This window comes from Neoactinobaculum massilliense (genome assembly GCF_900604955.1).
In the GTDB taxonomy this organism is placed as follows: domain Bacteria; phylum Actinomycetota; class Actinomycetes; order Actinomycetales; family Actinomycetaceae; genus Neoactinobaculum; species Neoactinobaculum massilliense.
This window is the reverse complement of the sequence record NZ_UWPE01000001.1, coordinates 1,467,530-1,480,222: the sequence shown is the minus strand read 5'-3', so window position 1 is coordinate 1,480,222 and position 12,693 is coordinate 1,467,530. Positions and strand designations below refer to the sequence as shown.

Below are 12,693 nucleotides of genomic sequence, written 5' to 3'. Positions count from 1 at the left end.
GCCTGAAGCTGGCCACTGAGGGTGTACGGCCGCGCGCCGAGCCCGGGGCCAGCTGCGGCGACATTTCGCCCGTGGCGTTGGTGCGGCCGGGGCGCGGCGCGTGGACACGACCCGCCACCGGAGCTATGCACGCTCCTGGCGGAGGTGCCGGTTAGAAATCACCAGCAGCACGAGCGCCACCACCTGGACCGCGGCGACAACGCCAATGAGCCAGGGAATGGAGGCGTCGTACAGCGCGCCAATAACAATGCCGCCGATCAGTGCCGCCGCCCCCTGCACGGCCGCAAACACGCCGTATGCGCCGGCGAGGCGCTCGCTCGGAACCAGTTCAGCCACCACCGCCTTGATGGTGGAATCCTGCAGGCCGGTAGCAAACCCCCACACGGCCATACCCACCAGTGCGCCGGCCGTCGAGTGGCCAAGCGCCAGGGGCGGCACGGCTGCCACGAGGAACGGCAGGATGTAGAGCACGCGGGCGCCCCGCCTGTCGAATGCCCAACCGTTCACCAGCGCCGCGAGTGCCCCGGCCAGGTTGGCGGCCGCGAATACCAGCGGAATGAGGGCGGTGGCCACCAGCCCCGCTTTCTCCATGTGGTAGGAGGCGATACCGAACGTGACCAGTCCGCCGGAGGTGAGACCCACGGCCAGCGCGTACACAAAGAACATGCCGGGCAGCCCAACGCCCACGGCCGCCTCGGCGAAATGACGCAGCTTCTGGGTGGTCGTCTGTTGCGCGACGCCCACGCCCGCGTCGTCGTCCCCAGAACTAGAACTGGACGTGGCAGTGCGGGACGCAGCGGCGTCGTACACAGACGGATCTGGGACGCGGCCGCGCAGCCACACCAAAATGCCCATCGTGATCACCGCGGGGATCGCCAACACCACGAGCGCCAGCCACATGCGGCCGGTTGCTGCCAACACCGCCGAGACGATGATCGGGCCCGTGCACGCGCCCACCATGTCGAGGAACTTGTGCACGCCGAAGCCCTTGCCGCGCCCCACCGCCTTCGCCGCGTGCGCAAGCAGGGTGGACTTCGACGGGCTGCGCATCGCCTTCCCCACCCGCTCCACGATGATGAGCACGGACGCCAGCGTCACCCCTGCCGCGCCCGCGAACGGCGCCACGCCCAGCAGTGGGATGCACACGGCCGTGAGGAGATACCCCGCGATGGTCCACCACCAGTGATTGCCGCGTTTATCCGCCAGCGGGCCGGTGGCCAGGCGCAGCACCAGCGAGGCGCCCTCCGCCAGACCGGTCACTACGCCGACGACGAGGGCAGAAGCGCCCAGCGACGCAAGAAACGGACCGTAAATGGATTTTCCGCCGTCGGCCACGATATCCGCGAACAGGGAGACCATGCCCAGGCCCGTCACCATCCGCCAGGGGGACAGGCCCGGGCGAAGGCGGGCTGCGCGGGTTGCAGGATTGGTCGTCTCGGGCCCATAAGCCAAATTTGCTGTGCCGGCGCCATTGGCCGAATCTCGTGTGCTCATCATGCTCCTCCGTGTGGCCGCAAGGTGCGGTCGGCTGGGTGCCTGGCTTTACCGTGGTGGCGGGCGCCCTCAACTGAGTATGGCCGGAGCGGCAGGCCGGGGCCATTCCGGCGGGCACACCGGTGGTTGGTGAGGCTGGTGCGGATTCGCAGGCGGTTAGCGTTGTTTGCAGGTGATTAAGCGGGGCCGGTGTGGCTTTGACAGGTGGTTTAATGGCCTTTAAACCGGTCCGCGGGTGATTAGTGTCGTTTGCGGGTGACTAATCCACCTTCCAACTGCACTAACCACCTGCAATTTGGCAACACGGTCCATACCACCCGATTTAATGGCCTTTAAACCGGGCAGTAGTAGAGCCACCACCGGCCGGAACCCGGTCTCAGGGCGAATCAGCCACCGGACTGCCGGGCGCTAGCGAAAGCAATGGTGCCTGGGAGATGCCCGCGGGATAGGTTCCGCGAAGGGCCAGGCGCTACACGAATAGCCGGGCGCTACGCGAAGGGCCAGGCGCTACGCGAATGGCTAAGCGCTAGCGAAAGTGCCTGGTCATCGAAGCGACCTGGGCCGTGGAGATTCAAGTGCTAGCGATAGCGACACTCGCCGGCGCGCATCGCCACCGGTACGACGTTGGCCGGCACCGGTCGCGGGCAGGTGCCGAAATCCGTGAAGGCGGCGGGGAAATTGAGCGAGCGGTTGAAATCAATCTGCACCCTCTGCGCCACGCCGCCGCGCGCTTTCCCAGTCGCGTCCCCGCACACCTTCCCAGGTGCCCGGCCGTGCGCGTCACCCGCCGAGTGCACCTCGTCGCTTGGCGGCGCGCCGGCGGGCCCTGTCGGCGTCGTACCAACGGCATTTGGCCCCGGGAACGAAACGAATCGCCAGGCCGCGGTTTCCTGGCCATTCGTGCGGTCATAGAAAATGGCCGTTAGCTCGTCCGCCGGATCGCCGGACACCGCAAGCGTGACCGCGACGCCGTCGTACGTAAAGCGCACCTCACCCACCAGCGTGGCCACGCCACCCAGACCCGGCCGCGCCGTGCCAATGCAGACGTGACGCGGGGCGGGATACGGCGTGAACGCAGCTTCCACCACCGCGGTCGGATCGTAGGGGAACGTGGGCACGCCGACGAATTCACGCCGCACGGGCGTCTCAGGATCGCGCACACGCACCATGTAGCGTCCGCCGCGCATCCCCACCTCGGCAACTTTTCCTTGCCAACTCAGGGAAAAGTCGGACTCGTCCTCGCCCAGGGTGATGCGCACGCTGGTGGCCGGCTGGCCGTTCTGCGTCACGCCGTCCTCGGGGGCGAATCGCACCTCGACAGCGGGGTACCCGACGGCGCTCGGGTCCGGCCGGTCCGCCATGGTCACCGCGTCGCCGGGCACCGGAGTGAGCGATGTATCTCCGGGCAGGATGGCTGGTGCGCCGGCGGGCACCGGGGCGGCAGTGTGGTCAGGGGCCGGGATGACTGCCGTGTTGTCGGGGGTCTGGGTTACTACCGTGTCGCCCGACGTCGGTGTGGTTGCTGTATCTTTTAGCGCCGGGGTGTCCACGCCCGCATCGCCCGGCACTGCGACGGCTCTCGCACTGTGTCCCGCACTGCTGTCCGTGCCACACCCCGCGCCGCTGCCTGTCGCGTAGGCGCCCACGACGGCGTCGTCCCGCTGGATACCAAGGTCCAAGGCTCCGTCCGCGCGCCATTCGCCGGGGAAACCGGGCACTCGCGCGGCCGCGTCCCCCAACCATGTGTACGACGTCAGCGTCAGCCAACCGTGCGGGCTCGCCAAATCTTTGTTGCGATATTCGTGCCATGCGTGCCATGCCTGGGCGTCCGCTTCCGCCTGCTCGTTCATGCGGGCATTCTTTCACGTCCGCCCGGGTCCCTCACCGCACTCGCTCGCCCGGGTCCCTCTCCGAGACTGGCATTGTAATGTGATGGCAATCTCCCACGCGTATAGTTGGCTGTTTACCGCAGACCGCTTATACTTTTATCCGTCGTTGCGGAACACCGCGGCGGTTGCGCCCGTAGCTCAGTGGATAGAGCATCTGACTACGGATCAGAGGGTCGGGGGTTCGAATCCCTTCGGGCGCACAAGCTCTTGGCCGGTGATTCGCTCCCTGCCAAGAGCTAGTTTTGTATTGGTGGGTGCGGTGACGACGCGCCAGGAATTTTCTCGCGACGTTTATTCCGCATTCTTACGCGACTAGTGCTCACGGCTTCGCCGCACGCTTTTCCGTTTCGCGTGGCTCTTCCCGCATTACCGCATATTTTCCGACGACGCCGTCAGCTCCCCGTTCGCCACCGTCGTTCTGGGGGACGGGTTGATGTGTGTTGAGTTGATGGTTTTTTGTTCAGTTGACGGAAAACTTCCGGTTTGAGGGCCTGTGAGGGGTGGAAAGCGGAAGTTTTGCGTCAACTGAAAAGTTTTCTGCGGTTTCAGCGGGTCACCCAGGCTGGGCGAACTTCACTTAGCGGGTCACCCAGGCTGGGCAAGCTCCGCTCAGCGGGTCGCCGGGGTCGGCCGAACTCTACTCAGTGCGGGATCCGAGCCCGGTGGGCTCCCCAGTGGATATCTTGAGCCTGGACAGGTCCCTCCAGCAGGGGACCGGAGCCGGGCGGGGGCCCACTCGTCCTCGTCCATGAGCATCATGGCGTTAGCGTTGGACGGCTTCATGACACGGGTATCGGGTTCTAGGACTAAACAGGACCGAACGGGGTATTACTGGCACACCGTCTAGGTTGGGCAAATGGCGTGAAACCGTTGGAAACAAAAGGAAACCCCGGATCTCATTGAGACCCGGGGAACCAGGGGCGGAGACGGAGGGATTCGAACCCTCGAACCGCTCATGCGATTAACACCTTAGCAGGGTGCCCCTATCGGCCACTCAGGCACGTCTCCTGGACTTCCTGAGCCTACCCGCATTTAAGCCGTCGGTGCCAGTCCTGTGCGCGGGCGCGGGGGAAACTCACAGTCGGTGGATTCGATGGCCCTCACCGTGTCTGCTTTAAAGGCCTTTAGTGCGGTTGGCGGTCCCGTAAGGACTGCTTTAAAGGTCTTTGGTGTATTTAGCGGGTGGTCAGTTCGCCCTATAGCTGCTTTAAAGGCCTTTAATGCGGTTGGCAGGTGGTTAGGTCACCTTTAAATCGCACTAACCGCCTGCGAACGCGCATTGGGGAGGGTTGAGCCCGTATAGCTGTGCCGCAGACTCCGATGGCCCAACAAGGTGGAGTGGTGCGGGTCACTGACGCTAAAAGGTGCAGGCCTAATTCCTGAAATGAAATTTCGCTATGTGAATAGAAAAGTTATATCTCCACGTCGTTAACAAAGGTCTGCGCAATTATGTGAATATCGGATAGAGAAAGAATGTTCACCCGACCCAAGTGGACCAAACATTTGTAGCGGGGGGGGCATTTTCCCTGCTAAACCAGTGGAAAGTACTTTCGCGCGTGAATTGTGCAACATTGGGCATTTAAAATTAGAACTACTAGAAAACTGGCCGAGGAAATCTTATTCTTCTATCTCAGAGGGGCGGTGAATCTCCGCTCCTCATGAATAATCAGCCGGACATCGTATGCGTCTTCTGGACGTAGGGCGGTGGCTGAGTTCAGTCACCCAGTTCTGAGGCCCGGGTAACCCCAGCCGGATGAATCGGCTGGCTTATAGAAATCTGTCCTACAGAAAGTAGAAAAGGGGCAAAGATGAAGAAGCAGGGGACGTCCACGCTTCGGTTGCTCGTCGCAACCGCGCTGGCCGCACTTCTTGCACTCCTGGGCGTGTCCACGCGGGCGTTTGCCGCGGGCGAGACGTCGGGTGCTGATACCACCAGCACCCTGGGTGCCGGAAATATTGACGTAACCAAGACTGGTTCCATCAACATCCACAAGTACCTCAATCCCACCGCGGTGGGTGGCGCCGCCAATGGCGAGGTACAGGACAACGTGAGCGGTACTCCGCTTGCTGGAGTCCAGTTCAAGATCACCAAGCTGAACCTTGATCTGTCCAATCAGGCGAATCTCAAGACGGCTTCCACGCTGACGGCCGATGATGCCGCCGCTCTCACCACTGACACCACCTACACGGTGACTACGGGTGCCGATGGGTCCGTCTCCCAGGCCGTCCCGGTGGGCGTGTACCTGGTGGAGGAGTCTGACGTATCTGGCGCCACGGCGAACGGTCAGGCCGTGACGGGTATTGCCAAGTCCGCCCCGTTCGTGGTGCGTGTCCCGATGACGTCCTCGGATGGCAAGTCCTGGAACTATGACGTCAACGTGTATCCGAAGAATACGAACGCCACGGTTGTGAAGTCCGTGCAGGATGCCGGCAAGAATGTTGGTGACACAATCACCTACACGATCAACACTTCGGTGCCCTCGGTTGCTGATAACTCCAAGCGTACGAAGTACGTGATCACCGACTCTATTAATGCCGGCGATGCCAACACGAACAACACTGACGTGTCTGATGGTGCGGTAGCGAAGGTTGTTCAGGGTGACACGGTGTTCACCGAGGGTGACGATTACACGGTTACTACGAGTGCCACGGCCCCGCAGTTCACCATCAGCTTCACTGAGGCCGGCCTCGCCAAGCTGACGAACGGCGCCACGGTGACCACCACGATCACCGCCAAGATCAAGGCCATTGGAGATTCCAATGGCAAGATTGAGAACACGGCATCGCTCATTTACAACAACCCGAACGCCTCCGGCTCCGATACGGATATTACGGTCCCGGGCAACACCGTGGATACCTACTTGGGCAAGGTCCAGATCAACAAGACCGGTCTTGATGGCAAGGCGCTTTCCGGCGCCACCTTCGAGCTCTACCAGTGCACGGATGCAACCGAGGCTGGTCTCCAGGGCAATGCTCTCACGGTCAACAACGCCACCAGCTTCACCACGGATACCAACGGCCAGGCTGTCATTGACGGCCTCCACGTGACCGACTTCGCGGACAATGCGGCCGCCACGCAGCCATCCTTCTGCCTGAAGGAGACGGCGGCGCCTGCGGGCTACGTGCTCCCCGAGGGCGACGCAGCCATCACGAAGTTCACCCTCACGAAGGCTGAGCTCCAGGATGCGGCTACGCCGGTGAACATTAAGGCCCTCCCGGCCATCACGAACACCGCGTCCAGCACCCCGTCCCTCCCGCTCACCGGTGGTCAGGGCATCGCCCTCATCGTGGTGATTGGTGCGGCTCTGCTCGGCGGCGCCTATGTGGTGTCCCGTCGCAACAAGAAGGTTGCCTAACTAACTAGCGCGGGCCGGTTGTGGGCGGGGTCTCCGCCCACGCCGGTTCGCCGCGGCGTTGGTGTACGACGTCGCCCGCGGTTCGTACGTAGGTGCGGCACCGTGTAAGTCCGGAGAGGAGGACAGTCAATGCAGCAGGCAGAACGTAAGGCGCGTACCACCAACCTGGTGGCCACGCTGGTGCTCGCAATTGCGGCTATTGCTGTCCTCCTCTACCCGGTAGTAGTGACTCAGCTTAAGAACCTTGAGCAGATCCGAGTGTCGCAGAGCTACGGGCGCGCAATTGAATCCGTGCCCTCCGTGAAACTCGAGAGCGCCCTCGCCTCGGCGCGAGATTACAACAAGAACTTCGCGCGTGGAGCCATCCTTGACCCGTGGCTGGCGCGCGTGAGCGAGGACAATGCCGATTATCAGCGGTACCTGTCCATGCTCAACGAGGAGGACGTCATGGCCCAGGTGGCCATCCCCTCCATCGGGGTCAATCTGCCCGTCTACCACGGCACCACGGAGGAGGTGCTGCAGAAGGGCGTTGGACACCTCTACGGCACCTCGCTACCTGTTGGCGGTACGGGTACGCATGCAGTTCTCACCGGCCATTCGGGTATTTCTACCGCCACCCTCTTCGACAACCTGCCGAAGGTGAAGAAGGGGGATGCGATCTACGTGTCCGTTTACGGCGAGCAGCTCAAATACATCGTCAATGACATTCGAGTGGTCCTGCCCAGTGAAACCGATTCCCTGAAGATTCAGGACGGCAAGGATCTTCTCACACTCATCACGTGCACGCCCTACGGCATTAACACACATCGTCTGTTGGTGACGGGGGAGCGCGCACCGCTTGATGCCACCGAGGCTCAGCAGGCCTTCGACGCTCCCGGCCTGGTATGGCAGTGGTGGATGATCGCCATTCTGGTGGCCGTGGTGCTGGTGGTGTGGTGGATGGTGCGGCAGGTGAAGGCGGCGCGGCGTGCTGGCGCCAAGGTAGTGGTAGCAACGACGCCGAAGCACATGCTCGCTACCGTAGGTGCGGCTGGTGCCGGTAGTGCGGGCCCGGGGTCCGCCGACGCCGAAGCGGAACGTTCCGGGTTCGGTGCGGCCGGTGCCGACGGGACCGATAGGGCAGGTGGCGTGTCGGGCACGGATGTGCCGCGCGCAGGTTTAGGTACCGAGGACGACGTGAAGGACGCGGGGGACTCGGCCGAAGGAGAACATTCATGATGAAGCGGAGGATTGCGGTGGTGCTGCTAGCGCTGCTGCTCGGGCTGGCTGGGATGCCGTCCGCACACGCCGCGGCCGTGACCGGACAGGAGCCCGGGAAAGCATGGCCCGAGGTGACGCGCTTCAGTGCGGCGCCGGTGGACCTCACGGTGCAGCTCACACCACCCAACCCCTATAACGATCCGCTGCCGGGGGAGCTGCCCCATGGCGGGGTGGACGGATACACGGTGACCGTTGCGCGGGTGACCGGTGTGGATCTATCCACCACGGCCGGGCTTGACGCGGCAGCGGGGCTCAATGTGGGTGATATTTCGGACGGCCAGCTGGTGGAGGCCACGAGTGCGCGCACAAGCAGTACGGGCGCGGTTCAGTTCTCCAACCTCACGCCGGGCCTCTACCTGGTGCGCACGGCCGCCCCCGCCGATCCCACCCATTCCTACTTCGCGGTGGAGCCCATGCTTCTGCTGCTTCCCACCGCCAACGGTTCGGCATGGAACCGGCGCGTGGTGGTTGATGCTAAGAACGTGCCGGCTTCACCGGGCGCGTCCGCAACACCCACTACGTCAGGGCCGTCCGCTACGCCGGGCTCACCATCCGGAAAGTTGCCGTGGACCGGTGCAAATGTAACCGGTGCGGTCATTATCGCGGCCGTACTGCTCGGCGCTGGCTTCCTCCTCCGCCGCAAGAATCGGGAGGTTTCGCATGCGTAACGTATCCAAGGTCCGCCGGCTGCTCGTGGCAATCCTGGCCGTTCTGGCCGTGGCCGTTGGCAGCATCACGCTGGGTAATACGGCCGCGCAAGCTAACGGCACCATGAGCGCCACCGCGTCCTACTACACCACCATGGACGCCGAGCAGATGAACCTCAGCGTGAGTCAGCAGGCCACCATCTCCTCCGCCACCGTGACACTGGCGTCCAGCGAAACGCTCCTGTTCACCGGCACCAGTTCGCTGGCGAGTGCGTACCTGAGCTCGCTTGCACTCAACGGAAGCTCGGTCTCCGCATACTCGCCGTCGCTCTCACTGAGTTCGGACAAGCGCTCGGTGACCGTCAGCTTTGCCAAACCCATCACCATGAGCCCGGGCGATACGCTCCGGGTGGTGTGGCCATGGGCGGGGCAATACAGCCGCAATGCAAGCGTGACGGCCACATACGTGGGTACGGAGTCGGCGCCCACCACCACCCAGCCATCCACGTCGGCAACCCCGACGGCCACGCCCACCACGGCGACGCCCAGCCCGACCGCCACCACCGCGTCGCCATCCGCCACGCCTACGCCGAGCGCGTCGGCGTCGTCGTCCCCAAGTGAAACGGGACCCGTGCCGATGGGGAACTACTCACCCGTCACCTTCGACTGGAATACCGTGCAGTGCTACCGCGGCATGTACCAGGGCCAGGCAATCGCGCGGAGCTTCGGCTACTGGACGAAGGGCACGCAGGTGGACCTGCTCACGCTCACGTACGCGAACGCAATCCCCTCGTCCCTGGACACGTCCAAAATTTCGGTTAAGTACAACAACGTGACCTACAACGCCGGCAGTGACTTTGACGTGGTGGTGGACGGCAACGTCATGTACCTCATGATGAAGCAGCCGATCGTGCGATTCGCGCTGGAGGACACCCAGACCCAGATTTGGGTAACCGTGCCCGGCATGCAGAACGAGGCGTGCCCCACCATGGGCGCCTATATCAAGAACAAGACAGCGCAGAACCCTTCGGTGTGCACGGGGCAGAACCTGACGGACATCAATGGCGGCACCGTGCCGGCCATGACCAACTACTCGGTGTCCGGTAAGCAGCCGGCGCGCACGCTCACGGACTGGGAGAAGGCGCAGGGCAACCGCACCTACGTGGTGAGTAGCTTGAACGCGGACGGTACGCCGTCCGGTGGCCAGAACCGCAGCCAAACGCAGCTCTACTATCAGGGCTCCGCCTCCGACGCGTTCATTCCCATCGGGAGTCCCACGGGCTGGATCGTCAACGCGATCGCTTACAACCAACAGGACAACTGGATTTACGGCGTGTCCCAGGGGCGTATCGGCGTGTGGAAGGGATCGGACGGCAACACCATCACCGATGAGGATCCCTGCTTCCCGGCCGGTCATCTGCTCCAGATCGACCCGGTGACGGGCGATGTGTATGACCTCGGCCAGATCACGGCCGCGAACGGCACCGGCTACGGCATTGCCGGACAGCGCAACGGTGCCTGGCCAAACGACCTGTGGGGCGGCATCTCCACCGGTTTCTTCGACGCCAACGGCCAGTTGTGGGTGGCGAACGCGTCCATGTCCGGTTCTGGGGCGCTCTACAAGGTGGACATTAACAATGTGACCGCCACGGCTCAGCGCTCCACCTCGGCGCGGTGCCAGCAGACCTCCAGTGCCACCTGGTGTGCACGGTCCGAGGACCACGCGATTCTGCCGAACAGTGCCTATAGTTCCGCCAGTGCCAATAAGTACGCCTGGGGCATCCAGCACTCCTGGGTGTCCGGGACTAGCAAGGTGTATATCGAGCGCATCGACCTCACCACGGGCGCCACGAAAACCTGGGATATCACGAGCCTGACCACAATAGCGGGAGTGAGCATCCCCACCGGGTACCAGTGGGGCAAAGCGTGGACCTACGGCAACGGCAACCTTGGATTCGGTACGGGTTCCAGCGGCGCCAACTCCACCAGTATCCAGATCAAGGTGACAAATCCGGCCGCCACCACGCCCACATTCGAGTTGGTGGGTGTGCAGTCCAACGCGCCGAAGTCATATAACACCGACGGCACCAGCACCGGCCTGGTGACGGGCCTCAACCCGGATCTCAGCATCGAGAAGACAGCCGAACGGTATGAGAACGGCCGGATGTACTGGAAGGTGGCGGTCACCAATAATTCCGACGTCGGTTCCTCCGGTTTCCTGGTAAACGACCAGTTCGATTCGAGCTTCAGCGATGTGCAGGTGGGTAGTGCTACGGACATTACGGATTCCACCTTCGACGTGGCGATGACTTCGAGCGGTGCATCGGTATGTACTGAATACACCGGGTGGCTCATTAAGAGATGCGTCACCTACCAATACACCGCGCAGCTTCAGTTCGGGCGTCTCCCCGCCCACCACACGGTGGAGGTGGAGTTCAGCGCGGCCATGGAGGCGTCCGATAACCAGTGCGTCACGAACGTTATGACGCTCATCCCGAATGATGCGGATGACATTACGGCCAACAACACCTCCGAGGCGAGCCTATGCAGCCTGGGGCTGGAGAAGAAGGCCGTGGACGCCAACGGTTCGGGCGGTATTGATACCGGTGACAGTGCGGGCACCATGACCGTGAACGGCACCACCTATCAGACGGTGCGCTACGACCTCATCGCCAAGAACCCGGGCAATACGGCACTGCCGTACGTCCTGACGGATACCCCGCAGTTCACCGAGGACGTGAAGCCCGCCTACGTCATCATCAAGAAGAAGGACGCGGCCGGTGCCGGCGCCAATGTGACCTGGACGTCCAGCACCATCGCGCTCGGCGATGCCTATGATCCGGGCAGTGCGGCGTTTGATCCCACGGGTAACCCGATCTCCATCACCGGTACCTACAACGCGCAGAAGGGAACGACGTCGTCGGACCAGATGACGCTCGCAGCTGGCACGAATGACTACTGGGAAGTGGTCTACCTCTACACGATGCGGCCCGAGGCCAAGGTGAGCGACACCAACCAGTGGGGCCACCTGCAGTGCATCGGTGCGAAGGGCTCCGGCACGGCACAGGAAGGCCTGTTCAACACGGCCAGCCTCAATGATGTCAACAATTCCAAGGTCCACACGGACGAGGATTGCGTGCCCATTGAGCCGCCCTCCACTCCCGAGGACGTGTCGCTGCAGCTGCAGAAGGTTTCTGCCGACGACGTCGCCACGGCGCTCGCGGGTGCGGACTTCCGGGTGTATGCGGTGGACGCGAAGGGTAACCAGACGGATTCCAGCGCGCTGACGGTGGAGGCGGATGGGAGCTACAAGCTCGGCGCCGGCTACTACGGCATTGACGAGGTGAAGGCGCCCGAGGGCTACTCGCTGCTGCCGTCCTCCCTGTTCATCCAGATCAAGGACAACGGCAACGGCACGGCCAGCGTGGCGGTCATGGAGAAGTCCGGCGGGACGCTGGTGGTTGCAACGGCCGCGAGCCAGCCGTTCGTGAGCGTGGATAGCGCCACTGTCACGTGGGGCGGTACGGCAACGCTGCGGATTGCCGACGTGACCAAGGGCGATCTGCCCAACATGGGTGGCGCGGGCGTTGGCCCGGTGCTGGCCGTGGGAGCACTGCTGCTGGCGTGCGCCGGGGCGGCTGCGTTGAGCGGGCGTCGGCGGAAGTAACTGAGGCCCTGGGCCGGGCAGGCTAACGGCCCGGAACGGTGAACGGGCTAACGGCCCGGAATGGCGGACTGGCCGGGTGGGGAATCCCCACCCGGCCAGTAGTCTGTCTGCTCGCACCGGGCCAGGTAGCCCACCGGCCGGGCTGCTTGGTCCGGCCGCCGTTTCTCTGTGCCGCTTTAATGGCCTTTAAAGCGGTTGGTGGCCTTCATCATGACTGCCTTAAAGGCCTTTAATGCTGTTTGCGGGTGGTTGGGTCACCTTTAAACGGCCCTAACCGCCCGCCAACGTGCTTCTGCCGGCTGGCTCTCCCCTTCCACACCGGGTTTAATGGCCTTTAATGTCCTTTGCAGGTGGTTGGGTCACCTGCAAACGACCCTAAC

At 63.1% G+C, this 12,693-nt stretch carries 6 protein-coding genes and 2 tRNA genes; 5 read left to right on the top strand and 3 right to left on the bottom strand.

Annotation, left to right across the window (positions count from 1 at the left end):
* Nucleotides 1-123 precede the first annotated feature (123 nt).
* Together EIH27_RS06350 and EIH27_RS07895 are read right to left on the bottom strand one after the other, a co-directional pair.
* Nucleotides 124-1,497: an MFS transporter gene (locus EIH27_RS06350; RefSeq protein WP_206424898.1), complete on the bottom strand. Its 1,374-nt coding sequence runs from the start codon at nucleotides 1,495-1,497 to the stop codon at nucleotides 124-126.
* 575 nt (nucleotides 1,498-2,072) lie between these two features.
* On the bottom strand, nucleotides 2,073-3,344 hold the full coding sequence (locus EIH27_RS07895; protein ID WP_124040038.1) for a DUF1684 domain-containing protein: 1,272 nt from the start codon (nucleotides 3,342-3,344) through the stop codon (nucleotides 2,073-2,075).
* 166 nt (nucleotides 3,345-3,510) lie between these two features.
* Here EIH27_RS07895 and EIH27_RS06340 point away from each other — a divergent pair.
* Nucleotides 3,511-3,583 (top strand) — tRNA-Arg (locus EIH27_RS06340).
* Between the two features lie 721 nt (nucleotides 3,584-4,304).
* Here the strand turns inward: EIH27_RS06340 and EIH27_RS06335 are convergent.
* Nucleotides 4,305-4,391 (bottom strand) — tRNA-Ser (locus tag EIH27_RS06335).
* A gap of 800 nt (nucleotides 4,392-5,191) precedes the next feature.
* Between EIH27_RS06335 and EIH27_RS06330 the strand changes: the two genes are divergently transcribed.
* From EIH27_RS06330 to EIH27_RS07835, 4 genes are all read left to right on the top strand, one after another.
* Complete coding sequence (locus EIH27_RS06330) at nucleotides 5,192-6,739, top strand: SpaH/EbpB family LPXTG-anchored major pilin (protein ID WP_124040189.1); 1,548 nt, start codon at nucleotides 5,192-5,194, stop codon at nucleotides 6,737-6,739.
* A gap of 129 nt (nucleotides 6,740-6,868) precedes the next feature.
* Entirely contained in the window at nucleotides 6,869-7,957 is a 1,089-nt protein-coding gene (locus EIH27_RS06325) for a class C sortase (RefSeq protein WP_124040037.1), read from the top strand.
* On the top strand, nucleotides 7,954-8,667 hold the full coding sequence (locus EIH27_RS06320; RefSeq protein WP_124040036.1) for an LPXTG cell wall anchor domain-containing protein: 714 nt from the start codon (nucleotides 7,954-7,956) through the stop codon (nucleotides 8,665-8,667). The genes EIH27_RS06325 and EIH27_RS06320 overlap by 4 nt, the downstream gene beginning before the upstream one ends.
* A complete protein-coding gene (locus EIH27_RS07835; RefSeq protein WP_164461617.1) occupies nucleotides 8,660-12,313 on the top strand; it encodes a DUF6923 family protein in 3,654 nt (1,217 codons plus the stop codon). The genes EIH27_RS06320 and EIH27_RS07835 overlap by 8 nt, the downstream gene beginning before the upstream one ends.
* Nucleotides 12,314-12,693 lie beyond the last annotated feature (380 nt).

Excerpts from the sequence above, each read along its gene's own strand:
- EIH27_RS07895 (WP_124040038.1), bottom strand. The coding sequence starts at position 3,344 with ATGAACGAGCAGGCGGAAGCGGACGCCCAGGCATGGCACGCATGGCAC.
- EIH27_RS06325 (WP_124040037.1), top strand. The coding sequence starts at position 6,869 with ATGCAGCAGGCAGAACGTAAGGCGCGTACCACCAACCTGGTGGCCACG.
- EIH27_RS06350 (WP_206424898.1), bottom strand. The coding sequence starts at position 1,497 with ATGATGAGCACACGAGATTCGGCCAATGGCGCCGGCACAGCAAATTTG.
- EIH27_RS06320 (WP_124040036.1), top strand. The coding sequence starts at position 7,954 with ATGATGAAGCGGAGGATTGCGGTGGTGCTGCTAGCGCTGCTGCTCGGG.
- EIH27_RS06330 (WP_124040189.1), top strand. The coding sequence starts at position 5,192 with ATGAAGAAGCAGGGGACGTCCACGCTTCGGTTGCTCGTCGCAACCGCG.
- EIH27_RS07835 (WP_164461617.1), top strand. The coding sequence starts at position 8,660 with ATGCGTAACGTATCCAAGGTCCGCCGGCTGCTCGTGGCAATCCTGGCC.